Below are 24,451 nucleotides of genomic sequence, written 5' to 3'. Positions count from 1 at the left end.
GGACCGGGTGTCCGCCCCACAGGCGTATACGTGTGTGCGAGGGTCACCAGCTGGTGGCCGACGAGGTCTCCTCGGACGGGAACAGCAGCCACAGCGCCAGGTAGAGCAGGAACTGCGGCCCCGGCAGCAGGCAGGAGACCAGGAAGATGACGCGCATGGTTCCCGCGGAGATGCCGAAGCGCCTTGCCAGCGCTGCGCACACTCCGCCGATCATGCGTCCGTCACGGGGGCGGGCAAGTGCGGCCATGGTGGGCTCCTTCGCGAACCGTTGCTGAGGGAGCAGCTCCGTCGTGCTCCCGATGGCTCCATGGTGGCCCGGCGAACGGGGGCAAAGCGTCGCTCTACGGGGCGATCCCGACCCTTGGAATCGTCGGGGTCGCACCCTGACCGGTCTCGTCCCTGCGGTGGGGCACCGCCCCGGTCCCGTCCCCGGGGTGGCATACCGCCCCGGTCCGCCCCTGCTTCCGGCGGCGCAGCCGCGCCCGGCACATGGGGACGACGAGCAGATGGGCGAGCGCCACGCCGGTGGTGTTCAGCAGCAGCGAGTCGACGTCGACGACCTGTCCGGGCACTCCGGTCTGGGCCAGTTCGATGGTCGTGGAGATCAGTGACCCCGCCGCGACGGTGCGGGCGAGCGAGGCCCAGGGCGAGACGGTGAGCCGGCCACCGGCCATCGGCAGCAGTATGCCCAGCGGGGCGAGCAGCAGCAGCCCCTCGCCGATCCGGCGGGTCGCCTCGACCGGGCCGAGGGACAGATCGGCTCTGATGCCGGCGAGCGGCTGAAGATTCGAGGCGGTCGTCCACGGCACGTCGAGGGGGCGCAGCGTCAGCCACCCGACGAGCAGCAGATGCGCGAGGAGGAGAGCTACCCCGGCCGCGCGGAAACGGATGACGGTTTGACCGTCCGAACCTTGACGCACGCACCCCAAGACGCGGCGAACGGCAGGATCGGTTCCGCCGGCCCGGAATCCGGCCCGGCGGGCGCCTGACCGGCACGGGAGGGCGGGCGACCGGGCCGGCGCGGGCCGGTCAGCCGCCGGTGCCCGCCACCGGTGTCGGGACGGTCTTCGGTCTCGCCTTCATCTCCGAGGTGCACAGATAGCCGCGCGGCGCGTAGTTCCCGGGCCCGCCCAGTACGACCGTGCCCCGGGGGGCGAGCGTCTCGCTCTCCGCGTAGGTGCACACGATCTGCGCCAGCGCCTCGGAACGCAGGTCCTCCGGCTGCTCGCTGAGCCGCAGGGTGCCCTGTCGGTCGCCGGGGCGGGCCGCGACGACCCGCAGGTTCTTCGGGACGGCCGTGGAGTACCCGGCCTGCCGTTCCGTGGCCGGCGGCTTGCGGCGCAGTTCGTCCAGGAGCGCCTGCGCGACCGGCACCCGGTCCGAGCCGTTCCCGTCGGCCTGCACCGTGCGGTCCACCGTGACCAGCTGCGAGGAGCAGACCAGATAGATCTGTACGGGTATGCCCTTGAGTGCCTGTGTCGTGACGTTCTCCGCGGACATCGTGCACGGCACCTGGGACGGCGCGGCCCCGGCGTCCACCGGCACCGAGGTGGACCTGATCCCGCAGCCCGCGGCCAGCACGGCGCCGGTCACGGCCCCGGCCAGTGCCAGGGCCGAGCGGCGCGCCCGGCGGTTGTCGCTGCCCATCACGTCGCGTCGTCCTCCTCGTCCCGGTCCCCGGTGTCGTGCCCGTCGGCGGAACGGGTGAGCGGCTCGGCATCGCGCGGAAGCCGCAGCACGAACACCGCGCCGTCGCCGTCCGGCGAGTTCGCGGCCGTGATGTCACCGCCGTGGATGTGCGCGTTCTCCATGGCGATCGACAGGCCGAGGCCGCTGCCCTCGGAGCGCGGGCGCGAGGCGCTGGCCTTGTAGAACCGGTCGAAGACGTGCGGCAGTACGTCCTCGGGGATACCGGGGCCGTGGTCGCGGACCTCGATGACGAGTTCGTCGCCCTCGGTCCGCACTGCTACCCGTACCGGCGAACCGCCGTGCTTGAGCGCGTTGCCGATCAGGTTCGCCAGGATCACGTCGAGCCGGCGCGGGTCGAGGCGGACCATCATGCCGCGCTCGGCGTCCAGATCCACCGCGTCCAGCCAGGCGCGGGCGTCGATGCAGGCGGTGACCTGGTCCGCGACGTCGACGGTGTCGAGGACGAGCCGGGCCGTACCCGCGTCGAAGCGGGTGACCTCCATCAGGTTCTCCACCAGGTCGTTCAGTCGCCGGGTCTCGCTCACCACCAGGCGTACCGCGGGCGCGATCATCGGGTCGAGGCTGTCCGCCTCGTCCTCCAGCACCTCGGTGACGGCGGTCAGCGCGGTGAGCGGGGTGCGCAGCTCGTGCGACATGTCGGCGACGAACCGCCGGCTCGCCTCGTCCCGTGCGCTCATGTCCGCGACCCGTTTCTCCAGCGAACTCGCGGTTCTGTTGAACGTACGGGAGAGGTCGGCCAGTTCGTCCGTGCCGGAGACCACGAGCCGGGTGTCGAGCTTGCCCTCGCCGAGCTTGCGGGCGGCGTCGCCGAGCCGCTGCACGGGCCGCAGCACGGTGGTCGCCGCGGCCTGCGCGAGCAGCGCCGAGCCGATCAGCGCGAGCCCGGTGGCGATCCCCAGGGACCAGGCCAGGGAGTTGAGGTCCTGCCGTTCCTGGTCGAGCGACTTCAGCATGTAGCCGGTCGGGCCACCGCCGATGATCTTCGTACCGCCCACCAGGTACGGCGTGCCGCGGATGCTGGTCCGCTGCCAGAACAGGTGGTACTCGTACTTGTTGCCCGCTTCCAGCGGCTGCTTCTTGTTGACCGCCTTCTGGAGCGACAGCGGTACGTTGTCGAGCGTGAAGGTGTCCAGGTCGGAGTTGCCGACGATCGGCTTGCCGGTGTCGCGTTCGTCGACCAGCAGCACGCTGTAGCCGGGCGAGCTGCTCGCCATCTGCACGGCGGCGTTCTGCAGGTCGTCCCTGGTGGGGTGGAGCGGCAGCGAGGCCGCCCGGCTCTGCATCTCCTGGCGGAAGTCCCCGAGGGCGGAGTCCTGGGTACGGGTCAGCACGGCCTCGCGGTTCAGCCAGTACGCGATCCCCGACGCGGAGACCGCGGCGGTCAGCGCCACCAGGGCGAACACCACGACGAGACGCAGCCGCAGACTGGTCCAGCGAAGCCCGGTGAGCAGGCTCCGTTTGACGGCATTGCTCACTGAGGCGAGTCCAGCCGGTAGCCCACACCCCGGACGGTACGGATCAGTGTCGGCGAGGACGGCACGTCCTCCACCTTGGCCCGCAGCCGCTGCACGCACGCGTCGACCAGCCGGGAGTCACCGAGGTAGTCGTGTTCCCAGACCAGCCGCAGCAACTGCTGCCGCGACAGGGCCTGGCCCGGGCGGCGGCTCAGCTCCAGCAGGAGGCGCAGCTCGGTCGGCGTGAGCTGCAGGTCCTCCCCGTTCTTGGTCACGGTCATCGCGGAACGGTCGATCACCACGCTCCCGAAGGACGCGGAGTCGGTGGATTCGCGCTCGCCGCGACGCAGCACCGCGCGGATGCGGGCGTCGAGCACCCGGCCCTGCACGGGTTTCACCACATAGTCGTCGGCACCGGACTCCAGCCCGACCACGACGTCGATGTCGTCGCTGCGGGCGGTCAGCAGAATGATCGGCAGCTGGTCGGTGCGCCGGATGCGCCGGCACACCTCGAAGCCGTCGATCCCGGGCAGCATCACATCCAGCACGACCAGGTCCGGCCGCTGCTCACGCAGCAGTTTCAGGCCGTCCTCTCCCGTCGCGGCAGTGGCCACACGGTGGCCCTGGCGCGACAGCGAGAGTTCGAGGGCCGTGCGGATGGCGTCGTCGTCCTCGATCAGCAACAGGAAAGGCACGCTGGTCATTCTGACCCATGGCAGAGCCTCAGTTCGACAGTTGGGGCCGACTCATACCTCCGGCGCACCTTCCGCGCACGGACGGCAGGCCCTGTGACAGGCCTGTGACAGTCGGCGGACAGCGCCATGAAACTGCCCCGGCAAGCTCATTGGCACAAGGAACGGACGGACTCCACCGATGGGGGGCGCGAGATGAACGCAACTCACAGCATCACCGCAAGCGCAGTTGTCACGCGTCTCCATGACGTCGGCAGGGGCACCGAGAAGTCCGGCGCCGGGAGTGGACGGGGGTGCGTTCGTGGCGCCGGGCGTCAGCACCCGTCGTACATGACGGTGGTTGACGTGCCCGTGGGGGGCAACGGGGGGAACAACGGGGGCAAGGCGTACGGGGAGGGCACGGGGGAGCGGACGGCTCCGGCGCAGGGCGAGGACGCCGAAGCGGCGTTCACGGCCTACGTCCGGGAGCGCCGCGCCTCCCTGTACGCGACCGCCTACCACCTGACCGGCGACCGGTTCGAGGCCGAGGACCTGCTGCAGAGCGCCCTCTTCTCGACGTACCGGGCGTGGGACCGGATCAGTGACAAGGCGGCGGTCGGCGGCTATCTGCGCCGCACCATGACCAATCTGCACATCAGCGCCTGGCGCAGGCGCAAGCTCAACGAGTACCCGACCGAGGAGCTGCCGGAGACGGCGGGCGACACGGACGCGATGCGCGGCACGGAACTGCGCGCCGTGCTCTGGCAGGCGCTGGCGCGGCTGCCGGAACTCCAGCGCACGATGCTGGTCCTCCGCTACTACGAGGGCCGCACCGATCCGGAGATCGCGGCCATCCTCGACATCAGTGTCGGCACGGTGAAGTCCAGCATCTGGCGGTCGCTCCGCCGGCTGCGCGAGGACGAGGTCCTCAGCTTCGGCCGTGACGAGGAGGAGTCCTTCGGTGAGCTGGTGGCCTGAGGCGAGGGGGAACACGGGGGAACACGGGGCCGCCGCTTCGGGGGAGGTGGCGGAGTACGGGGGAAGCACGGGGGCGCTGCTTCGGGGGAGGTAGCGGAGTACGGGGGAAGTGCTGCGGGGTCGGACGGGCCGGGGGGCCTGTCCGACCCCGTTCGCGTGTGTACGGGGCGGGCCCGCTACGCCGTGCCGCGTGCCGCGGGCGCCCGTCGGCAGCGGCCCGCCGCCGCCGCGGCCAGCCGGCCCAGGGCCTCTTCCTTGCCGCAGGGATGCGCGCCCAGCGCCGTCTGCCGCGCCACGATCCGCCGCTCCGCCCGCATCAGCCGCCACCCGCGCCGCAGCAGGAACGGCACCGACTTGCGTCCCTCGCGCAGGTCCCGCAGCAGCCGGCGGCGGAACGTCGTCGTCGGACGGCCGCGCAGGCACAGCGCGTCCGCCAGTACGCCCAGTTCCTGGCACCGCTCGACTATGTCCGCGGCGAAGATCCCCTCGGCCACGAACAGCGGCGTGCGCTGGATGTGGAGGGCCTCCCGGTCGACCCGGGAGCTGGTGGAGATGTCGTAGACCGGGACGTGGGTGCGGCCCGTGCGGCAGAGTTCCTCGATCGCGGCGACCGCGGCGTCGGCGTCCCAGGACTGCGCGGAGTCCCAGTCGATGTCCGTGCTGCCGGGGACGAGCGGCAGCGTGGGGTCGTCGCCCTCCTTGTAGAAGTCGTCCAGGCGCAGCACCGGCAGGTCGGTGCGGGCGGCGAGGGAGGACTTGCCGGAGCCGGAAGGGCCCGCGAGCAGCACCACGCGGGTCGGGATCGGTTGGGAATTCACAGAACATGAGTGTGAGGCATTGACCCGCGCAGGGGATCCCCCGGTGCCCGTGTTGGTATCGAGCATCACACCTCAACTACTCTACGCACTCAGATGATTACTCGATCGTCTCGATCAGGTGGGAACTCCATGGCACGTCATGCACTTTCCAGGTCCCGGCGCCGCGCTCTGCTGAGGGCAGGTCTGACCGTCACCGCGGTGGGTGCCGCGCTCGGCGCGGGGGGTGCGGCGGCCCAGGCGGCGCCGCTGCCCCACGTGCCGGTCGTGGGCGCCGACACCGGCCTCGGCGAGGCCGGGGAGGCCGCCGGGGGTGCGGTGACCGGGGCGCTCGGTCACTCGCTCCGCAACGGCATCGCCCCGGTGACGCATCTGCGGCTCGACCCGCTGGCCGGCACCGGCACGGATCCGCTGGACAACGCGGTGGGTACGCAGCTCGCCGACTTCAAGCCGGTGTCCACGGCCGCCGTCACCGACCCGCTGACCAGCGGCGGTGCACTGAAGGACCTGCCGCTGGTCGGGCCGGTGGCACAGGCGCTGCACGGCGGCTGAGCGGCCGTCGACGGCCTGTTCCGCCGGGGTGCCGGAGGAACAGGCCGTCGACGTGCGGGGATCCGGTCAGTACGAGGAGCCCGAGACGCCCAGGGCGCCCGTCGGGTGCCAGACCGTCTTGGTCTCCAGGAAGGCCGTCAGGCGGTGGGTGCCCGGATCGGCCGTCCAGTCCGTGGCGCCGCCGTCCGGGGAGACGGGCGGGCGCAGGACGCGCTTCAGGTTGTCCGCCGCCGCGATCTCCAGCTCCTTCGCCAGCGCGGTGTCGGCGCCCGTGAGGTCGATGGCGTTGACGTCCTGGTGGGAGGCGAGCGGGGCGGCGATCTCCGCGGTCCTCCCGGACAGGATGTTCACCACTCCGCCCGGCAGGTCGGAGGTGGCCAGCACCTCGCCCAGCGAGAGCGCGGGCAGCGGGGAGGCCGCCGAAGCGATGACGACGGCCGTGTTGCCGGTCGCGATCACCGGGGCGATCACCGAGACCAGGCCCAGGAACGAGGACTCCTGGGGCGCCAGGACCGTGACCACACCGGTGGGCTCGGGGGTGGACAGATTGAAGAACGGGCCCGCGACCGGGTTCGCCCCGCCCACGACCTGGCCGATCTTGTCGGTCCACCCGGCGTACCAGACCCAGCGGTCGATCGCCGCGTCGACGGCGGCCGCCGCCTTGGACTTCGACAGGCCCTCGGCGTCGGCCACTTCGCGTACGAACTGGTCCTTGCGGCCCTCCAGCATCTCCGCGACGCGGTAGAGGATCTGGCCGCGGTTGTACGCGGTCGCCCCCGACCAGCCGCCGAACGCCTTGCGGGCGGCCACGACCGCGTCGCGCGCGTCCTTGCGGGAGGACTGGGGGGCGTTCGCCAGCCACTTGCCCTTCGAGTCCGTCACCTCGTACACCCGGCCGCTCTCGGAGCGGGGGAACTTGCCCCCGACGTACAGCTTGTAGGTCTTGAAGACGCTCAGACGGTTATCGGACATCGAGGTACGCCTCCAGGCCGTGACGGCCGCCTTCGCGGCCGAAGCCCGACTCCTTGTAGCCGCCGAAGGGCGAGGTCGGGTCGAACTTGTTGAACGTGTTGGCCCAGACGACGCCCGCCCGGAGCCTGTTCGCCACCGCGAGGATGCGGGAGCCCTTCTCCGTCCAGATGCCGGCCGAGAGGCCGTACTGGCTGTTGTTGGCCTTGGCGACCGCCTCGTCGGGCGTGCGGAACGACAGCACCGACAGCACCGGGCCGAAGATCTCGTCGCGGGCGATGGTGTGCGCCTGGGTGACGTTGGTGAACAGCGTCGGGGCGAACCAGTAACCGGCGGAGGGGAGTTCGCAGGGGGCGCTCCAGCGTTCGGCGCCCTCCGCCTCGCCCGTCTCGGCGAGTGCGGTGATCCGGGCGAGCTGCTCCGCGGAGTTGATCGCACCGATGTCGGTGTTCTTGTCCAGCGGGTCGCCGAGCCGGAGGGTGGACAGCCGGCGCTTCAGCGCGTCCAGCACCTCGTCCTGGACCGACTCCTGGACCAGGAGCCGCGAGCCCGCGCAGCAGACCTGGCCCTGGTTGAAGAAGATGCCGGTGACGATGCCCTCGACGGCCTGGTCGACCGGGGCGTCGTCGAAGACGATGTTGGCGCCCTTGCCGCCCAGTTCGAGGGTGACCTTCTTGTCCGTACCGGCGACCTGGCGGGCGATGGCCTTGCCGACCGCGGTCGAGCCGGTGAAGGCGACCTTGTTCACGTCCTCGTGGGCGACGAGCGCGGCGCCCGCGTCGCCGTACCCGGTGACGATGTTCACGACGCCCCTGGGCAGGCCCGCCTGGCGGCAGATGTCCGCGAAGAACAGTGCGGAGAGCGGGGTCGTCTCGGCGGGCTTGAGGACCACCGTGTTGCCGGTGGCGAGCGCCGGTGCGATCTTCCACGCGAGCATGAGCAGCGGGAAGTTCCACGGGATGACCTGGCCCGCGACACCGAGCGGGCGCGGGTTCGCGCCGTAGCCGGCGTGGTCCAGCTTGTCGGCCCAGCCCGCGTAGTAGAAGAAGTGCGCCGCGACCAGCGGGAGGTCCGCGTCGCGGGTCTCCTTGATCGGCTTGCCGTTGTCGAGGGTTTCGAGGACGGCGAGCTCGCGGCTGCGCTCCTGGATGATCCGGGCGATCCGGAAGAGGTACTTGGCGCGCTCGGAGCCGGGCAGCGCCGACCACTTCTCGAACGCCTTGCGGGCCGCCTTCACGGCCCGGTCGACGTCGGCGGCGCCGGCCTGCGCGACCTCGGAGAGCACCTCTTCGCTGCTCGGCGAGACGGTCTTGAAGACCTTGCCGTCGGCCGCCTCGGTGAACTCGCCGTCGATGAACAGCCCGTACGAGGGGGCGATGTCGACGACCGAGCGCGACTCGGGGGCGGGGGCGTACTCGAATACAGATGCCATGGGGATCAGTCCACCGTCACGTAATCGGGGCCGGAGTAACGGCCGGTGCTGAGCTTCTGGCGCTGCATCAGCAGATCGTTCAGCAGGCTGGAGGCGCCGAAGCGGAACCAGTGGTTGTCCAGCCAGTCCTCGCCCGCGGTCTCGTTCACCAGCACCAGGAACTTGATCGCGTCCTTGGACGTGCGGATGCCGCCGGCCGGCTTCACGCCGATCTGCACACCGGTCTGCGCGCGGAAGTCGCGCACGGCCTCCAGCATCAGCAGGGTGTTCGCGGGCGTGGCGTTCGTCCCGACCTTGCCGGTCGAGGTCTTGATGAAGTCGGCGCCGGCCAGCATGCCGAGCCAGGAGGCGCGGCGGATGTTGTCGTACGTGGACAGCTCGCCGGTCTCGAAGATCACCTTCAGGCGGGCGTCGGTGCCGTCGGCCCGCGCGCACTCCGCCTTCACGGCGAGGATCTCCTCGTACACCTTCAGATAGCGGCCGGAGAGGAAGGCCCCCCGGTCGATCACCATGTCGATCTCGTCGGCCCCGGCGGCCACGGCGTCGCGGACGTCCGCGAGCTTCACGTCGAGCGCGGCGCGGCCGGCGGGGAAGGCCGTCGCCACCGACGCCACCTTCACACCGGAACCGGCCAGCGCGGCGACGGCGGTCGCCGCCATGTCGGGGTAGACGCAGACCGCCGCGGTGCGCGGGGTCGTGCGGTCGGTCGGGTCGGGGTTGACGGCCTTGGCGGCGAGGGCCCGGACCTTGCCCGGGGTGTCCGCGCCTTCCAGCGTCGTCAGGTCGATCATCGAGATGGCCAGGTCGATGGCGTAGGCCTTGGCCGTCGTCTTGATCGAACGCGTGCCGAGGGACGCGGCGCGCGCTTCGAGGCCGACGGCGTCGACGCCGGGCAGCCCGTGCAGGAAGCGGCGCAGCGCACTGTCGGACGCGGTCGCGTCGGCGAGGGGGGCACCTCCCTGCTCGAACGCAGCTGAGAGCCTGGGGGAGGGGGCTGTGGTGGGCATGGTCACCAGAGGAGCATATCTACGCGCGTAGCGACCTGTACAGGGGGACCACCTCTCCGCGCGGGGCGCGGTCCGCCGGGCGGCACCGTGCCCCCGTCAGGCAGAATCGGGCCCATGACGAGCCCCACACCACCCGCCGAGCCGGTCTACGCCGACCGGACCTTCCGCTCGCCCGCCGGGATCGTCGGGGGCGTCCTGCTGCTTGTGCTCATCCTCTGGATCGGCGGGGACGCCGCGATCCGCGGGGACGGCCGGGTGCCGTGGCTGGCGCTGGCGGGGATGCTGACCTCGGTGCCGCTGGTCGTCGCGTTCACGCTGCGGCCCGTCGTGCTCGCCAACGACCGGCGCATCCGGATCCGTAACCCGTTCCGGACGATCACCATGCCGTGGACCGAGGTCTCCGATCTGCGGGCCGGGTATTCGAGCGAGCTGTTCACCGAGGGCGGCGCCAAGTACCAGCTGTGGGCGGTGCCGGTCTCGCTGCGGCAGCGGAAGAAGGCGGCCCGGCAGCAGTCCCGGCGGTCGCTGGACGACCCGTACGACCGCACGTCCGTGCAGGCCGATGTGCGCGACACCCGGGCCCGGACGGCGTCGGCCGACCAGACCATGGCCGATCTGCGTGAGCTGGCGGAGCGGGCGAGGACGGGTGGTGCGGGCGCCGCCGCGGGGTCCACGGAGCCGTCGGTGTCGGTGCGCTGGGCCTACGAGGTGATCGCTCCCGCGGTGGTGGGCGCGGTGCTGCTCGTGGTGCTCCTCGCGACCGGCTGAGGCCCGGTCCGGTGGAGCCCGCACCGTGCCGGTGCGGGCTCCACCCATGTTCCGGGGCCTACCTGACGTCGACGTAGTCCCCGCCGGCGGTCGCGCCGCCCGTCGTGGACGTCTCGCCGAAGGTCCAGCGCCAGTAGCCGTCCGCGGAGGCCTTGACCGTGGTCCTCAGGTTGCCCGAGGAGTTCGCCTTGACGATCTTCACCGTGGAGTACGTGCTGGTGCCCGCCTTGCGGAACTGCAGCTTCGCCGCCTTGCCGCCGTAACCGGTGTAGGTGTGCTTCACCCAGTCGGCGCGCGTGAGCCGGCCGGTCACGGTGAGCGTCCTGCCCTTGGCCACCGGCTCGGGCGAGGCGTTGACGGTCGCCCGCGCGGCACGCTTGACCCGCGCCGTGCCGAGGGCGGGCAGGTACTCCTGGCTCTTCGGCTGACCGTTCGCACCCCAGACGCGTGCGGCCGCGCCGACCTTCCAGGTCGTGGCGTCGTTGTTCGAGTCCAGGGTGTAGCGCGGCTCGATGTACAGCTCGCCCTCGCAGTCGGCGGCGCGCGAGCCGTCCTCGTAACAGGTCATGCTGCTCAGGTAGATGCCGCCGTGGTCGGCACCCCTGCTCGCGGTGGTGTCGTGGTACAGGTACGGACTTGCCTCCACGTCGGAGAGCGAGTGGCCCGCGGACCAGGTGACATGGAAGCTGACACCGGGGAGTTTCTCCTCGGTGGTGCCCACGACGACGGGCCTGCCCGAGTTCACGACCATCTTCGACACCTTGATGCCGGTGTCGGCGGCCTCCGCGGCCGGGGCGGTGAACGCCGCGAGGGCGAGCGCTCCCGCGAGGGCGGCCACGGTGCCGGTTCTGCCTGTGCGCATGCACGGCCTCTCACTGGTAGGTATGCGAGTCGCCGCAGACTACCGCCCGGCGCCGGGCGGAACGCCCCCGTGTATGCCGGGCGCACGAGGGGCAACTTCCGTGTGAAAGCCGACCGCTGCGGCGGTTTCGGGTCCCGGCGGTCCTGCCGCCCTCCATACATTGCGCGTGCCGCCCGACTTCCGAAGCGGGCGGCGGGGGGTGGGACGAGATGACGGACGACGGCGGTTCCGGCAGAGCGGACGCCACCGGCACGCGCTGCCGCATAGACATCGGCGCGGACGGCGGATACGGCTGGCGGATGATCGCGCAGAACGGGCGGGTGGTCGCGGTTTCCGCGCGTTCGTACGGCGAGCACGGCGCATGCCGGGCCGCCTTCGAGGAGCTGCGCGCGGGACAGCAGGGCCTGACGGGCGGCGTGCAGCACACGCCCGGGGGCAACGGCTGGATGTGGTTGCTCCGGGACCGGGACGGACGGGCCACCGTCGTCTCGGCGCGGGCCTACGAGCGCCATTCGACCTGCCGGGCCGCGTACGAGCGGTTCTGCGGGCTGCTCGCCGAGATGGGGGGCGTCACCGGAAGTTGCCCTTAGGGAACACCTCATTCACATCTCGGAGCATGCGTGTCCATGACGCGGCAGCAGCGTCGACCGCGTGACGAGAGATACGAGGGGGACCGCGGCGCCGGACACGCCGCGGCGGCTGTACGCGGATCCGGGACTGCCCGACCGCGTGTTCAGGGGCGTGGCCCGCGGCGGCGGTGGGCTGGTGCTCGCGGTCATGCTGCTGGTCGGCGGATTCCTGCTCTACCGGGCCTGGTCGGCACTGTCCCGGGCGGGCTGGTCGTTCCTGACGACCGAGGCCTGGGAACCGGACGCCGGCCGCTTCGGGATCGCCGCCGTACTGGTCGGGACGGTGCTCATCGCGCTGGTGGCCGTCGCCGTCGCCGTACCGCTGGCGGTCGGCGGGGCGCTGTACATCTCCGAGTACGCGCCGCCCCGGCTGCGCCGCACGCTGATCAGCGTCGTCGATCTGATGGCGGCCGTGCCGTCGGTCGTCTACGGGCTGTGGGGGCTGTTCTTCTTCGAGGGGAAGATCCTGCCCACCGCCCGCTGGATCGCGACCTATCTGGGCTGGATCCCGGTCTTCCGGGTGGACGGCGCCGATCCCTCCGACCCGCTTGCGCCGGAGAGCGTGTACACCTCGTCCACCCTGGTCGCGGGGGTCGTCGTGGCGCTGATGGTCGCGCCGATCGCCTGCTCGGTGATGCGCGAGGTGTTCTCGCAGGCGCCGGCCGGCGAGCGCGAGGGCGCGTACGCGCTGGGCGCCACCCGCTGGGGCATGATCCGCAGCGTCGTCCTGCCGTTCGGCAGGGGCGGCATGATCGGCGGCACCATGCTCGGCCTGGGCAGGGCGCTGGGCGAGACCATCGGGGTCTACCTGATCATCTCGCCGGTCTTCGAGATCCAGTGGCACGTGGTGCGCAGCGGGGCCGGTTCGGTCGCCGCGCTGATCGCGCTGCGCTACGGCGAGGCCAGCGAATTCGGCATGTCGGCGCTGATGGCAGCGGGCCTCGCGCTCTTCCTGATGACCCTCGTCGTCAACTTCGCGGCGTCGTCGATCGCCGCCCGCAGCCGGTCCGGCGCGACGAGTGAATGAGGGGACCCAGCAGATGACCATCGCACCCGAGAAGCCCGTCACCACCGCGGAACGCGCCGCGCCGCCCGAGGGCGAGCGGCGGCGGTCCCCGCGTCTGCTGCGCGCCACCGATGTGTACGCGCTGCTCGGCGCCGCGGCCGCCGCCCTGTCGATCACCTGGCTGCTGTTCGCCCGGCTGCTGCCGTTCAGCGGGACCGTCGGCTTCCTGGCCGTCGCGTACGGACTGTTCCTCGCCCTGTACGCCCTGCTGGTCTCCTTCGACGAGAACGGCCCCGCGGTACGGGACCGGCTGGCCGCCGTCGTGGTGCAGAGCCTCGGCCTGGTCATGGTCGTCGCGCTCGGCTTCGTCGTCGTCTTCACGCTGTGGGAGGGCCGCAAGGCGCTGCCGCACCTGAACTTCTTCACCCAGGACATGGCCGAGGCCGGCCCGCTGGACCCGCTCTCGGCGGGCGGCATCCTGCACGCGATCCTCGGCACGCTGGAGCAGATCACCGTCGCGCTCGCCCTGACCGTGCCCGCCGGCATGGTCTGCGCGGTCTTCCTCAACGAGGTGCCGGGCCGCTTCGCCCGGTTCGTGCGCACCGTCGTCGAGGCGATGACCGCGCTGCCGTCGATCGTCGCGGGCCTGTTCGTCTACGCGACGGTGATCCTGGCGCTCGGCTTCGACCGGTCCGGCTTCGCCGCGTCGCTCGCGCTCGCCGTGATGATGCTGCCGATCGTCATCAGGGCGGCGGACGTGGTGATCCGGCTGGTGCCGGGGACGCTGCGGGAGGCCGCGTACGCGCTGGGCACCTCGCGCTGGCGCACCGTCCGGCACGTGGTGCTGCCGACCGCGCGCTCCGGGCTGACCACCTCCGTCATCCTCGGCACCGCGCGCGGGATCGGCGAGACCTCGCCCGTGCTGCTGACCGCCGGATTCACCGCCGAGATCAACGGCGACCCGCTGTCGGGACCCCAGGTCTCGCTGCCGCTCGCCACCTTCGAGTTCGTCAAGTCGCCCGAACCCACGATGATCGCCCGCGGTTTCGGCACGGCGGCCGTCCTGATGGCGCTGGTGCTGGTGCTGTTCGTCCTCGCCCGGGTCATCGGCGGCCGCGGACCGGGGCAGCTGACCAGACGTCAGGAGCACCGCCGGGTCCGGGCGTCGCGGCGCGACGCCGAGCGGTTCGCCGCCCGGTCCCGGCAGACCCCCATCGACACGAGGAGTGAGTGACCAGTGAGACCGGCAACCGTCTCCCGACTGACCACGGCGGTGGCGGCACTGGTGTGCGCGCTGCTCGCCCTGCACCCGGCGACCGCCCGGGCCGCCTCGTACACGAAGATCAGCGGCGGGGGCTCCACCTGGAGCTCCAACGCGCTCGACCAGTGGCGCCGCAATGTCGCCGCCAACAGCGGCATGACGGTCAACTACTCACCGGTCGGCTCCTCGGTGGGCCGTGAGCAGTTCAAGAACGGCACGGCCGACTTCGCCGTCTCCGAGATCCCGTACGGACTGACCGAATCCGGGATGCGGGACGCGCCGCCCAGGCGCGGATACGCGTACATGCCGATCGTGGCCGGTGGCACGGCCTTCATGTACAACCTGCGGATCGGTGGCCGCCAGGTCACCAATCTGCGGCTCTCCGGCGAGGTCGTCACCAAGATCTTCACCGGCGCGCTCACGATGTGGAACGCCCCCGAGATCCGGGCCGACAACCCCGGCCTGGTGCTCCCCGCCCGCCGCATCATCCCCGTCGTGCGCTCCGACGGCTCCGGTACGACCGCGCAGCTGACCACCTGGCTGGCCAAGGAGCACGGCGCACTGTGGGACGCGTACTGCAGGCGCGCCGGGCGCTCCGCACCCTGCGGGATGACCTCGTACTTCCCCGTCGTGCCGGGCTCCTCGACGATCGCCAAGTCCGGTTCGCTCGGCGTCTCCGGCTACACCAAGCAGGGGCACGCCGAAGGCGCGATCACCTACGTCGAGTACTCGTACGCGATCAAGACCCACTTCCCGGTGGCGAAGGTGCTCAACGCCTCCGGCTACTACGTCGAGCCGACCGCCTCCAGCGTCGCCGTGGCGCTGATGAAGGCCCGGATCAACGAGGACAGGAACTCCGAGAACTACCTCACCCAGATCCTGGACGGGGTCTACCGCTCGACCGACCGGCGCACCTACCCGCTCTCCTCCTACAGCTACATGATCGTGCCTACCGCGGCCGAGTCGCCGTTCACCGCCGCCAAGGGCAGGACCCTCGGCGCCTTCGCCAACTACTTCCTCTGCGAGGGCCAGCAGCAGGCCGAGGAACTCGGCTACTCGCCGCTGCCCAAGAACCTCGTCGAAGCCGGATTCACCCAGGTCCGCAGGATCCCGGGTGCGCCGACCGCCGCCATCGACATCAAGAGCTGCCGCAACCCCACCTTCTCCTCCGACGGCTCCAACACCCTTGCCAGGAACGCCCCTTACCCCCAGGCCTGCGACAAGCGCGGCACCACGCAGTGCGCCGACGGCACGGCCGGCGCCAAGGAGCGGACCCGGGTCGGCGCCGGTGCGAACGGCGGCGGTTCCGGCGGCGGATCCACCGGCGGCACGGGCGGCGGCCAGGGCTCCGCGGGCGGTGCGGGCGGCGCCGGGGCCGCAGGCGCGTCGGGCGGCTCCTCCGGTACGGACGGGGCGTCCGGCGGTACGGCGGGCGGTGCGGCCTCCGGCGCCGTCGACCCCGACACCGGCGAGCGGATCGACGGCTCGGCCGCGGCCGGGACCGGGGACGCCTCCGTCGTCGGCAACCCGGTCACCCTCGCCGCGGCCGGATCGCCGGGGCTGCGCGGCGTACTGATGGCGCTCTCCGCCGTCCTGCTCCTCGGCGTGGTCGTCGGACCACCGCTCACCGCACGGGCGCTCGCCGCCCGCAACCGCCGCAAGGAAGGGCTGCGATGACACCCGGACGTCACACCCCCCGACGCCTCGTCACCGGCGCCGGGGCCCTGCTCGCCGCCCTGGTGACCGCCCTGCTGCCGCTGCCCTCCACCACCTCTCCCGCCGAGGCGGCGACGGGCTCGGCGGTGACGGTGACCGGCCGCGAGGGCCCGTACGACGACTTCTCGAAGCTGAGGGTCACCGTCCACCAGACCGAACAGCTCCGGGGCCAGGGGGTCCGGATCACCTGGACCGGCGGCCGGCCGACGCAGGACGGCTTCACCTACGACTACCTCCAGATCATGCAGTGCTGGGGCGACGACCCCCGGGGGCCCTCGCGCGAGCAGTGCCAGTTCGGCGCCCAGGGCAGCGGCGGGCAGGGCGGCAACTGGACCGCGCTGCGCCAGATCGGGGTGGGCGCCGCCGACCCCGCCGAGAAGGAGTACGTGGACAACGGGGCCGGCGAGTCGTACGTCCCGTTCCGCCCCGCCGACGGCGGTACCGCGACCTCCGGGTCGCGCGACTGGACCTACTTCAGCTCGATCGACTCCAACGAGGAGCCCTACGCCGTCACCCACGCGGACGGCACCGGCGAGTTCACCTTCCAGATGCAGTCCGGGCAGGAGGCCTCGCAGCTCGGCTGCGGCGAGCCGGTGCGGAAGAACGGCCGGACCGGGACCCGCCCCTGCTGGCTCGTCGTCGTACCGCGCGGCGGACACGACGTGGACGGGGGAACCGGCTCGAACCACCGGCTGGAGACCTCGCCGCTCACCGCCTCCAACTGGGCCCAGCGCCTCGTGGTCCCGCTGCACTTCCAGCCGGTCGGCAACACCTGCCCGGCCGACCGGGCGGAGCGCCGGGTGACCGGCTCGGAGCTCGTCACCGAGGCGGTCAGCTCCTGGCAGTCGACCCTCTGCGCGGGTGCGGGCAGCGCGAAGTTCGCGTTCAGCCAGAGCGGCGAGGCGGGCGCCCGGGACACCCTCGCCCGGCCCACGACGGGCTCCCCGCACCTCGCCTTCACCGTCGACCCGCTGCTCCCGCCGGGGGAGGGGGCGGCCGGAACCGCGGTGCACGCCCCGGTCGCGGTGAGCGGACTGGTCGTCGGCTTCTTCGTCGAGATGCCGGGCTCCGGACAGCTCGCCTCGATGAAACTCACCCCGAGACTGCTCGCCAAGATGCTCACCTCCTCGTACCAGAAGGACGTGGTCAGCAGGATCAAGGAGGCCCCCGAACACCTCAAGGGAAATCCGCTCAGCCTCTTCCACGACGAGGAATTCAAGAAGCTCAATCCGGCCTTCGAGGACTGGGTTCCCTATCTTTCGCCGTCGAGCATCATGGTGCAGCTGGAGAGTTCCGACACCACCGAAATGCTGTGGAAGTGGCTGCGGTCCGACACCGAGGCGCGGGAATTCCTGGCCGGCACCCCCGACCCCTGGGGCACGAAGGTCAACCCGTACTTCGAGGAACTGCACCTCGACTCCGACACCGGCATGAACGACTTCCCCAAGGCGGATCCGACCCGCACCACCGTGACCGTCGGGGACGAGTCCCTGGAGTACGGAACCACCGAGATCGCCCCGTACGTCCAGGACATGCACGAGGGCGCGCTGCGCACCCGCCGGGGCAACAACGGATCGACGACCACCGCGGCCGCCGGGGGCAACGGTTCACCGGCCAAGCTGGTCAACACGCCCCCGCTGGCCGGCCAGCGCATGGTGCTCGCGATCGTCGACGCCGCCTCCGCGGCCCGTTACGGCCTCCGGACCGCCTCCCTGCGCAACGCCGACGGCACCTTCGTCGCCCCCACCCCCGCCTCGCTGCTCGCCGGCGTCGCCGCCATGAAGGACTCGGCCACACCGGGTGTGCTCGCCCCGAACCCGGCCGGCGCCAGGGGCCGGGCCTACCCCCTCGCCTCCGTCGTCTACGCGGGCGCCTACACCGGCACCCCGGCGGCCGAGCGCAAGGACTTCGCCGGACTGATCCGTTACGCGGCACGGGCCGGCCAGACCCCGGGTGCCGCCGCCGGACAGCTCCCGCCCGGATACGCGCCGCTGCCCGCCACCCTCCGAACCCGGGCGCTCGCCGCCGCGGACCGGCTGGAGCGGCCGGAGTCCGCGGCCGGGAGCTCCGGAGCGGGCGGACCGGCGGGCCCCGGCGGCTTCGGCGCGTCCGGCGGCGGGACCGGGGGAGCGGGCGGCGGCACGGGCGGCGCCGGTGGCGGAACGGGCGCGGCCGGCGGGAGCGGCGCGGACTCCGGCACCGGCGGCGCACCGGCGCACCGGGCGGGCCCCGGCGGAGCCGGGCAGCAGAACGTCGCCGAGTCCGGCGGCCCGACCCCCGCCACGGTCCTCGGGGTCGTCCGCTGGGTGCTGATCGGGGTGCTGCTCGCGGGTGGCATCTCGGGCCTTTCCGGACCCGTTCTGCTCCGCCTTTCCGTGCGGAAATCGGTCCGGGCCGGCTGAGTTCTCCAGGTGTCGCCTCGTAAAGCATTTCGTAACCTGATCAACCGTCGCCGTTGGTGGCCGCCGGGAACCGGATACGGAAAAGTCTCCGGTGGCCGGTCGACGGGCCGGTGGAAAAAGAATTCAGAATTCTGCTTGAGCGTCCATTCCTTCCATTCCTCGTATCCGTACGCACGGAGGAGAACAGAAGTGAACGTCAAGTCCCGCGCACGCATCGGTGCCGTCGTCGGTGCCGCCGCCCTCGCCCTCGGCGCCATGGCGGCCCCCGCCTCGGCGGACCCGGCCCCCGGTACCTACCGGGTCCTCGCCGGTGTCGGCTCGGACACCACCCAGGACGTCGTCAACGGCCTCGGCGACGCCGTCGACGGCGGCGCGCTGATCGCCTCGTACAACGCCCTCGGCACGACGACGGTCAAGACCCGCGCCACCGGCTGCGCGATCGCCCGGCCCAACGGCTCCTCGGCCGGCATCAACGCACTGCGCAACGCCGTCGACAACAACACCGGCTGTCTGGACTTCGCCCGCTCCTCGCGCGGCGTCGCGGACACCTCGTCCACCGACCTGACCTGGATCCCGTTCGGCAAGGACGCGGTCACCTTCGCCGTCCGCTCCGACAGCGCCCTGCCCAAGGCGCTCACCAAGGCACAGCTCGTCTCCGTCTACACCTGCCAGACGACGTCCCTCAACGGTGTGGCGCTCACCCCGCTGCTGCCCCAGTCCGGTTCCGGCACCCGGTCCTTCTTCCTCGGGCAGCTGGGCCTCACCGAGTCCACCTTCGGCTCCTGTGTCGACGACACCGTCCAGGAGCACAACGGCGAGGCGCTGGACAGCGCGGGCGACATCGCCCCGTACTCCGTCGCGCAGTACATCGCGCAGAGCAACGAGCCGGGCGACGTCGTCGACCGGCGCGGCGCGGCCGTGCTCGGTTCGGTGAACGGTGTGGCCCCGCGCAACACGGACGGCACCCTCAACACCGCCTTCCCCTTCAACCGCGACGTCTACAACGTCGTCCCGACCGCCAAGCTGACCGACCCGACGATCGCCGCCGCCTTCGTCGGCTCCACGTCCAAGGTCTGCGCGCAGAGCGGCGTGATCGCCACGTACGGCTTCGGCACGATCGCCGGCTGCGGCAGCACCGGCCTCCGGGGCGAGAGCTGACCACCACCCCGTAACCGCGCCACGGCCGGGCACCCCCAGGGTGCCCGGCTCCACGGCGTATCCACCACCGCATCCCATTGGGGGGACCGACCACCATGAGACACCTCGCACCACCGAGAACACCCGCCGCGCTGCTGCTCTGCTGCTCGCTCCTGCTCGCCGCGGCGGCCGCGGTCCTCGGCCTCGCGCCGGCCGCCCGGGCCGAGGACACGCTGGGCCGGCTGACGTTCCCGGTCGCCTCGGGGAGGACCGCCGACAACCCGACCTTCCCCCGGGTGACCACCGACGGCGCCTGCCCCGCCGAGAACGCGCAGCAGGTCTCACTGGTGCTGGCCAAACCGGCCGGCGGGACGGTCACCCTGGGGAAGACGACCGTCGGCGCCCCGTTCGACCAGGGGCCGTTCAGCGCCGACATCCTCGCCGGGAAGTCGCTCGAAACCCTGCTGCGGAGCTGGATCCCGAGCGGTTCGCTGGACGGTACGTACGACGTCCGGCTCATGTGCCGCGACGCCGCCAACATCGGCGGCAAGTACTTCCCCGCGAGGATCCAGGTCACCGGCGACTCCTGGGCCGTACGCACGGCCGCCGCCACCACGACCGCGCTCACCGCCACCCCCGCCACCGCCCCCGCCGGGGCGGAGGTCGCGCTGAAGGCCGCCGTCACACCGCAGGACGCCACCGGGAAGGTCACCTTCCTGGACGGGGCCACCGAGCTCGGCAGCGCCGATGTCGCCTCCGGAACGGCCGAGTCGAGGACGAAGACGCTCACCGAAGGCGCGCACACGCTCACCGCGGAGTTCGTCCCGGCGGACTCCGGCGCGTACGCGGAATCCGTCTCCGCCGCCGTGGCGTACACCGTCACCGGGGCCGGCACCTCGCCCTCCCCGGACCCGAGCGACACCGCCAGCCCCACTCCGGATACCCCCGCCGACCTCGACGTCACCGACGCGGACGGCACAGCCCTGGACGTCAATCCGACGCTCACCGCCGGGCAGAAGGTCCTGATCACCGCGCGCGGCTACGGCAGGGGCGCCAAGGTGAAGGTCGCCCTCGCCGACAGCGGGGCCGCCTTCCCCGATGCCACCGCCGACGCCGAAGGGACCGTCTCCGCCTATGCGTTCACCGTCCCGGCGGACATCGAGGACGGCTCGTACACCCTCACCCTCGCCGAGCCGGGGACCGGCGGCCACAGCGTCGAGTTCCTCTTCGCCGTCGGCGACGCACCGGACCCCGAGCCGAGCCCGAGCGACTCCGCGGACGACGGCGGGGCCTCGGCTCCGTCCACCGGGGGCCCGTCCACCGGCGGTTCGGGCGGCGGCCCGGACGCCGCCTCCGGCGTGCTCGCCTCGACCGGCACCGGCGCACTCGCGCTCGGCACGGCCGCGCTGGCGCTCTGCGGGCTCGGCACCGCGTTCGTGACACACACCCGCCGCAAGGGCCTGCTCCGGTTCTGAACGCACGGGGGCGGGGCCGCGACCCCCGCCCTGCCGTGCGGCCAAGGACCCGCCCCCATCCCACCCCGACGAGGAGCACATCCGACGTGACGACCGTGCTGACCCCGCCGCCGCCGGCGGCACCCGCCCCGCCCCCCGCCCCGCCGGGCCCCGGAGCGGCGCCCCGGCCCCCCGCCCGCCCCGGTCTCGCCCTGGCCGGAGCGGCGCTGTGCGTACTCGCGGCCGTACTCCTCGGCTTCGCCGCCAGTCTCACGGTCGTCGGTCACCTCCAGCACGCCCGCGACCAGCGGACCGGCTACGCCGAACTCCGCAGGCAACTCGCGCTCGGCACCGCCCCGGTGGGCCAGCGCACCTACGACGACAAACCGCTCTCCCCGGGGGCGCCCGTCGCCCTTCTGCGCATCCCCGCCCTCGGCCTGCGCGAGGTCGTCGGCGAGGGCACCACCTCCGGCGTGCTGATGTCGGGACCCGGACACCGCCGCGACACCCCGCTGCCGGGACAGGCGGGCACCAGCGTGATCATGGGGCGTCAGTGGGGATACGGCAGCCCGTTCCACGGCCTGTCGAAGCTCCCCGCCGGGGCCAGGATCGAGGTGACGACCGGTCAGGGCAGTGCCGTGTACACCGTGTCGGGCGTCCGGCGCCCGGGCGACAGGCTCCCCGCTCCCGCCGGGACCCGGGGGCGGCTCACCCTCATGACCGCGTCCGGCGGCCCGTACACCCCCTCGGGCGTGCTGTACGTCGACGCCGAACTCGCCACCCCCGTCCGGCCCAGCCCGCCCCGCCCCGTCCGCCTCGGCTGGATCGGCCCCGCCGAGGAGGCGCTCGGCGGGGAGACCGGCGAGGGCGGCGCCTGGCTCGCGGTCTTCCTCCGGGCGCAGGCGCTGCTCGCCGCCGCACTCCTCACGGTCTGGCTGCACCGGGTCTGGGGGAGCTGGCAGACCTGGATCGCCGCCGGGCCCGTCCTCGCCGCGCTCGGCCTCGCGGTCGCGTCGGCCGTCACCCGCCTCCTCCCCAACCTGCTCTGAACCAACAGGAGTTGACGTATCCCGATGACCGAGACCATGCCGCTGCCCGCCACCGCGCCGAACCGGCCGCGCACCGGCACCGCCTCCCCCGCCACCCTCGAAGCCGAAGCGATCTCCGCCTGGTTCGGCGACCACAAGGTCCTGGACCGGGTCTCCCTGCACATGCCCGCACTGGAGGTCACCGCCCTCATCGGCCCGTCCGGCTGCGGCAAGTCGACGTTCCTGCGCATCCTCAACCGGATGCACGAACTGACCGGCTCCGCCTCACTGGCCGGCCGGGTCCTGCTGGACGGCGAGGACATCTACGACCGGGGCCGCCGCATCACCCGCGCCCGCCGCGAGATCGGCATGGTCTTCCAGAAACCCAACCCGTTCCCCGCCATGTCCCTGTACGACAACGTCCTCGCGGGGCTGAGGCTCAACGGCATCAAGGCGGCCAGGGACAGCCGGGACGACCTCGTCGAGGAGTGCCTGACCAAGGCGGGCCTGTGGCGCGAGGTCAAGGACCGGCTCCGCCGGCCCGGCGGCGCGCTCTCCGGCGGACAGCAGCAACGCCTGTGCATCGCACGGTCGTTGGCGGTACGCCCCCGGGTGCTGCTGATGGACGAACCCTGCTCCGCCCTCGACCCGACCTCCACCCGCCGGATCGAGGAGACCATCGCCGACCTCAAGGCGGAGGTCACCATCGTGATCGTCACGCACAACATGCAGCAGGCGGCGCGGGTCTCCGACCACTGCGCGTTCTTCCTCGCCGAACAGGGCACGCCCGGCGTCGTCGTCGAACACGGCCCGACCGGCGAGATGTTCGGCTCCCCGCGGGACACCCGGACCGCCGACTACGTGAACGGCCGCTTCGGATGACGCCCCGGGGTCCCGCGCCGACTGCCCCGATCCCGCTCAGATCCCGGCCGCGGCCGCCAGATCGCGCTTGATCCCGGCGAGCAGCTCCGCACCCTTGGCACGGGCCGCGGGCAGCTCGTCCGCCGAACCGACCGGCACCACGACCTCCAGATAGCACTTGAGCTTCGGCTCGGTGCCGCTCGGGCGGACGATCACCCGGGCGCCCCGCAGGTGGTAGCGGAGCCCGTCGGTGGGCGGCAGCTGCTCGGTGCCCCGTGCCAGGTCCTCGGCGGAGGTGACGGCGAGGCCCGCGAGCGCGGCCGGCGGCTGCTCGCGCAGCCGCGCCATGGCGTCGGAGATGACCGACAGGTCCTTCACCCGGACCGACAGCTGATCGGTGGCGTGCAGTCCGTGGGCGACCGCGAGGTCGTCGAGGAGATCGAGGAGCGTACGTCCCTGCTCCTTGAGCACGGAGGCGAGCTCGGCGACGAGCAGCGCGGCCGTGATCCCGTCCTTGTCGCGCACGCCCTCGGGGTCGACGCAGTAGCCGAGCGCCTCCTCGTACCCGTACCGCAGCCCCTCCACCCGGGCGATCCACTTGAAACCGGTCAGCGTCTCCTCGTGGCCGTTGCCCGCCTTCTCGGCGATCCGGCCGAGCAGCGAGGACGAGACGATCGACTCGGCGAAGACACCGGTGGCACCCCGGTCCACCAGATGGGCGGCGAGCAGCGCCCCCACCTCGTCGCCGCGCAGCATCCGCCAGCCGCCCTCGGCACCGGGGTCCGGGACGGCGACGGCGCAGCGGTCGGCGTCCGGGTCGTTGGCGATGACGAGGTCGGGGTCCGCGCGGCGCGCGGTCGCGAAGGCGAGGTCCATCGCGCCGGGCTCTTCCGGGTTGGGGAAGGCGACGGTCGGGAACGCCGGGTCGGGCTCGGCCTGTTCGGCGACGAGCACCGGCGCGGGGAACCCGGCCCGGTCGAACGCGGCGGTCAGCACGGACGTGCCGACCCCGTGCAGGGCGGTGTACACGACCCGGGCGGTACGCGGCGACCCGGCGGCGAGCACGGCGTCCGTGCGCGCCAGATAGGCCGCCAGGACCTCCTCGCCCAGGACCTCCCAGCCGTCGTCGGGGCGGGGCACGCCGGCGAGCGGGCCGACCGCGTCGATCGCGTCGGCGATCTCGCCGTCCGCCGGGGGGACGATCTGCGAGCCGTCGCCGAGATAGACCTTGTAGCCGTTGTCCCGCGGGGGATTGTGGCTGGCGGTCACCTCGACGCCCGCGACGGCACCCAGGTGCCTTATGGCGTACGCGAGCACGGGGGTGGGGAGCGGGCGGGGGAGCACCGCCGCCCGCAGGCCCGCGCCGGTCATCACGGCCGCGGTGTCGCGGGCGAAGTCGGCGGACTTGTACCGGGCGTCGTACCCGATGACGACGAGCCCGCCGCCCTGTCCCTGTGCCTTCAGGTACGCGGCGAGCCCGGCCGCCGCCCGGATGACGACGGAGCGGTTCATCCGCATCGGCCCGGCCCCCAGCTCACCGCGGAGCCCGGCGGTGCCGAACTGCAGGGTGCCGGCGAACCGTGCGGCGAGCTCGTCGGTACTCCCGGCGGACCCGGCCTCGATGAGCCCGGCGAGTTCCTCGCGGGTCTCGGGATCGGGGTCCTCCGCGAGCCATGCCCCGGCCTGCGCGATGAGGTCCTGCAACACGGTGTCCGCCTTTCTGCGGTGTGGGAGTTCGC

Annotated in this window: 23 protein-coding genes; 12 read left to right on the top strand and 11 right to left on the bottom strand. The window is 72.4% G+C overall.

Annotated elements, in window-relative coordinates:
• Positions 1-43: 43 nt before the first annotated feature.
• The 5 genes from ACWCPY_RS35790 to afsQ1 all read right to left on the bottom strand — a co-directional run bounded on the left by ACWCPY_RS35790 (position 44) and on the right by afsQ1 (position 3,859).
• A complete protein-coding gene (locus ACWCPY_RS35790) occupies positions 44-247 on the bottom strand; it encodes a PspC domain-containing protein (protein ID WP_451272178.1) in 204 nt (67 codons plus the stop codon).
• Between the two features lie 94 nt (positions 248-341).
• Complete coding sequence (locus tag ACWCPY_RS35785; RefSeq protein WP_451272176.1) at positions 342-920, bottom strand: VanZ family protein; 579 nt, start codon at positions 918-920, stop codon at positions 342-344.
• 109 nt (positions 921-1,029) lie between these two features.
• Entirely contained in the window at positions 1,030-1,647 is a 618-nt protein-coding gene (locus tag ACWCPY_RS35780; protein WP_451272174.1) for a hypothetical protein, read from the bottom strand.
• Positions 1,647-3,185, bottom strand: a complete 1,539-nt coding sequence (locus tag ACWCPY_RS35775; RefSeq protein ID WP_451272172.1) for an ATP-binding protein — start codon at positions 3,183-3,185, stop codon at positions 1,647-1,649. The genes ACWCPY_RS35780 and ACWCPY_RS35775 overlap by 1 nt, the downstream gene beginning before the upstream one ends.
• Positions 3,182-3,859: a two-component system response regulator AfsQ1 gene (gene afsQ1 / locus ACWCPY_RS35770; protein WP_388583446.1), complete on the bottom strand. Its 678-nt coding sequence runs from the start codon at positions 3,857-3,859 to the stop codon at positions 3,182-3,184. Before afsQ1 ends, ACWCPY_RS35775 begins: the two co-directional genes overlap by 4 nt.
• Before the next feature lie 192 nt (positions 3,860-4,051).
• Between afsQ1 and ACWCPY_RS35765 the strand changes: the two genes are divergently transcribed.
• Complete coding sequence (locus tag ACWCPY_RS35765; protein WP_451272170.1) at positions 4,052-4,813, top strand: SigE family RNA polymerase sigma factor; 762 nt, start codon at positions 4,052-4,054, stop codon at positions 4,811-4,813.
• Positions 4,814-4,989: 176 nt separating this feature from the next.
• Here ACWCPY_RS35765 and ACWCPY_RS35760 read toward each other — a convergent pair whose 3' ends face one another.
• Positions 4,990-5,697 (bottom strand): uridine kinase family protein, encoded by a 708-nt coding sequence (locus tag ACWCPY_RS35760; protein WP_451272168.1) that lies wholly within the window; start codon positions 5,695-5,697, stop codon positions 4,990-4,992.
• 63 nt (positions 5,698-5,760) lie between these two features.
• On the opposite strand from ACWCPY_RS35760, the gene ACWCPY_RS35755 reads away from it, so the two are divergent.
• The gene (locus tag ACWCPY_RS35755; RefSeq protein WP_451272166.1) at positions 5,761-6,180 is read left to right on the top strand and encodes a hypothetical protein; all 420 of its coding nucleotides are present in this window, start codon (positions 5,761-5,763) and stop codon (positions 6,178-6,180) included.
• 66 nt (positions 6,181-6,246) lie between these two features.
• Here ACWCPY_RS35755 and ACWCPY_RS35750 read toward each other — a convergent pair whose 3' ends face one another.
• Genes ACWCPY_RS35750 through deoC form a run of 3 tightly spaced genes read right to left on the bottom strand, consistent with a single transcriptional unit; the run spans position 6,247 to position 9,588 of the window.
• Positions 6,247-7,152, bottom strand: coding sequence for an aldehyde dehydrogenase family protein (locus ACWCPY_RS35750; RefSeq protein WP_451272164.1), 906 nt, complete (start codon positions 7,150-7,152; stop codon positions 6,247-6,249).
• Positions 7,142-8,581, bottom strand: coding sequence for an aldehyde dehydrogenase family protein (locus tag ACWCPY_RS35745; protein ID WP_451272162.1), 1,440 nt, complete (start codon positions 8,579-8,581; stop codon positions 7,142-7,144). The genes ACWCPY_RS35750 and ACWCPY_RS35745 overlap by 11 nt, the downstream gene beginning before the upstream one ends.
• A gap of 5 nt (positions 8,582-8,586) precedes the next feature.
• Entirely contained in the window at positions 8,587-9,588 is a 1,002-nt protein-coding gene (gene deoC, locus ACWCPY_RS35740) for a deoxyribose-phosphate aldolase (protein ID WP_451272182.1), read from the bottom strand.
• A 114-nt stretch (positions 9,589-9,702) separates the two neighbouring features.
• On the opposite strand from deoC, the gene ACWCPY_RS35735 reads away from it, so the two are divergent.
• Positions 9,703-10,356, top strand: a complete 654-nt coding sequence (locus tag ACWCPY_RS35735) for a PH domain-containing protein (RefSeq protein WP_451272160.1) — start codon at positions 9,703-9,705, stop codon at positions 10,354-10,356.
• A gap of 58 nt (positions 10,357-10,414) precedes the next feature.
• Here the strand turns inward: ACWCPY_RS35735 and ACWCPY_RS35730 are convergent, their stop codons facing one another.
• Positions 10,415-11,218 carry a hypothetical protein gene (locus tag ACWCPY_RS35730; protein WP_451272158.1) on the bottom strand — a complete coding sequence of 268 codons (804 nt, stop codon included), beginning with the start codon at positions 11,216-11,218 and terminating at the stop codon, positions 10,415-10,417.
• 209 nt (positions 11,219-11,427) lie between these two features.
• Between ACWCPY_RS35730 and ACWCPY_RS35725 the strand changes: the two genes are divergently transcribed.
• From ACWCPY_RS35725 to ACWCPY_RS35685, 9 genes are all read left to right on the top strand, one after another.
• Positions 11,428-11,808: a hypothetical protein gene (locus ACWCPY_RS35725; protein ID WP_451272156.1), complete on the top strand. Its 381-nt coding sequence runs from the start codon at positions 11,428-11,430 to the stop codon at positions 11,806-11,808.
• A gap of 61 nt (positions 11,809-11,869) precedes the next feature.
• The gene (gene pstC / locus ACWCPY_RS35720; protein ID WP_451272154.1) at positions 11,870-12,874 is read left to right on the top strand and encodes a phosphate ABC transporter permease subunit PstC; all 1,005 of its coding nucleotides are present in this window, start codon (positions 11,870-11,872) and stop codon (positions 12,872-12,874) included.
• A 13-nt stretch (positions 12,875-12,887) separates the two neighbouring features.
• Positions 12,888-14,087 (top strand): phosphate ABC transporter permease PstA, encoded by a 1,200-nt coding sequence (gene pstA / locus ACWCPY_RS35715; protein WP_451272152.1) that lies wholly within the window; start codon positions 12,888-12,890, stop codon positions 14,085-14,087.
• A 3-nt stretch (positions 14,088-14,090) separates the two neighbouring features.
• On the top strand, positions 14,091-15,791 hold the full coding sequence (locus ACWCPY_RS35710; RefSeq protein WP_451272150.1) for a phosphate ABC transporter substrate-binding protein PstS: 1,701 nt from the start codon (positions 14,091-14,093) through the stop codon (positions 15,789-15,791).
• A complete protein-coding gene (locus tag ACWCPY_RS35705; protein WP_451272148.1) occupies positions 15,788-18,232 on the top strand; it encodes a hypothetical protein in 2,445 nt (814 codons plus the stop codon). Before ACWCPY_RS35710 ends, ACWCPY_RS35705 begins: the two co-directional genes overlap by 4 nt.
• Positions 18,233-18,421: 189 nt before the next feature.
• The gene (locus tag ACWCPY_RS35700; protein WP_451272146.1) at positions 18,422-19,390 is read left to right on the top strand and encodes a hypothetical protein; all 969 of its coding nucleotides are present in this window, start codon (positions 18,422-18,424) and stop codon (positions 19,388-19,390) included.
• A gap of 95 nt (positions 19,391-19,485) precedes the next feature.
• On the top strand, positions 19,486-20,844 hold the full coding sequence (locus ACWCPY_RS35695) for an Ig-like domain-containing protein (RefSeq protein WP_451272144.1): 1,359 nt from the start codon (positions 19,486-19,488) through the stop codon (positions 20,842-20,844).
• A gap of 86 nt (positions 20,845-20,930) precedes the next feature.
• Complete coding sequence (locus ACWCPY_RS35690) at positions 20,931-21,872, top strand: sortase (RefSeq protein WP_451272142.1); 942 nt, start codon at positions 20,931-20,933, stop codon at positions 21,870-21,872.
• 36 nt (positions 21,873-21,908) lie between these two features.
• On the top strand, positions 21,909-22,733 hold the full coding sequence (locus ACWCPY_RS35685; RefSeq protein ID WP_451272180.1) for a phosphate ABC transporter ATP-binding protein: 825 nt from the start codon (positions 21,909-21,911) through the stop codon (positions 22,731-22,733).
• Between the two features lie 36 nt (positions 22,734-22,769).
• On the opposite strand, the gene ACWCPY_RS35680 is transcribed toward ACWCPY_RS35685, so the two are convergent.
• Positions 22,770-24,419, bottom strand: coding sequence for a phospho-sugar mutase (locus ACWCPY_RS35680; RefSeq protein ID WP_451272140.1), 1,650 nt, complete (start codon positions 24,417-24,419; stop codon positions 22,770-22,772).
• Positions 24,420-24,451 lie beyond the last annotated feature (32 nt).

The organism is Streptomyces sp. NPDC002403 (assembly GCF_053593015.1).
Note: the sequence above shows the minus strand (reverse complement) of the source record. Positions and strands in the feature narration are given on the sequence as shown.

What these genes read in the sequence shown, in the direction of transcription:
- ACWCPY_RS35790 (WP_451272178.1), bottom strand. Translation starts at nt 247, where the DNA reads ATGGCCGCACTTGCCCGCCCCCGTGACGGACGCATGATCGGCGGAGTG.
- ACWCPY_RS35780 (WP_451272174.1), bottom strand. Translation starts at nt 1,647, where the DNA reads ATGGGCAGCGACAACCGCCGGGCGCGCCGCTCGGCCCTGGCACTGGCC.
- ACWCPY_RS35765 (WP_451272170.1), top strand. Translation starts at nt 4,052, where the DNA reads ATGAACGCAACTCACAGCATCACCGCAAGCGCAGTTGTCACGCGTCTC.
- ACWCPY_RS35760 (WP_451272168.1), bottom strand. Translation starts at nt 5,697, where the DNA reads ATGCTCGATACCAACACGGGCACCGGGGGATCCCCTGCGCGGGTCAAT.
- ACWCPY_RS35755 (WP_451272166.1), top strand. Translation starts at nt 5,761, where the DNA reads ATGGCACGTCATGCACTTTCCAGGTCCCGGCGCCGCGCTCTGCTGAGG.
- ACWCPY_RS35750 (WP_451272164.1), bottom strand. Translation starts at nt 7,152, where the DNA reads ATGTCCGATAACCGTCTGAGCGTCTTCAAGACCTACAAGCTGTACGTC.
- ACWCPY_RS35745 (WP_451272162.1), bottom strand. Translation starts at nt 8,581, where the DNA reads ATGGCATCTGTATTCGAGTACGCCCCCGCCCCCGAGTCGCGCTCGGTC.
- deoC (WP_451272182.1), bottom strand. Translation starts at nt 9,588, where the DNA reads ATGCCCACCACAGCCCCCTCCCCCAGGCTCTCAGCTGCGTTCGAGCAG.
- ACWCPY_RS35735 (WP_451272160.1), top strand. Translation starts at nt 9,703, where the DNA reads ATGACGAGCCCCACACCACCCGCCGAGCCGGTCTACGCCGACCGGACC.
- ACWCPY_RS35730 (WP_451272158.1), bottom strand. Translation starts at nt 11,218, where the DNA reads ATGCGCACAGGCAGAACCGGCACCGTGGCCGCCCTCGCGGGAGCGCTC.
- ACWCPY_RS35725 (WP_451272156.1), top strand. Translation starts at nt 11,428, where the DNA reads ATGACGGACGACGGCGGTTCCGGCAGAGCGGACGCCACCGGCACGCGC.
- pstA (WP_451272152.1), top strand. Translation starts at nt 12,888, where the DNA reads ATGACCATCGCACCCGAGAAGCCCGTCACCACCGCGGAACGCGCCGCG.
- ACWCPY_RS35705 (WP_451272148.1), top strand. Translation starts at nt 15,788, where the DNA reads ATGACACCCGGACGTCACACCCCCCGACGCCTCGTCACCGGCGCCGGG.
- ACWCPY_RS35695 (WP_451272144.1), top strand. Translation starts at nt 19,486, where the DNA reads ATGAGACACCTCGCACCACCGAGAACACCCGCCGCGCTGCTGCTCTGC.
- ACWCPY_RS35685 (WP_451272180.1), top strand. Translation starts at nt 21,909, where the DNA reads ATGCCGCTGCCCGCCACCGCGCCGAACCGGCCGCGCACCGGCACCGCC.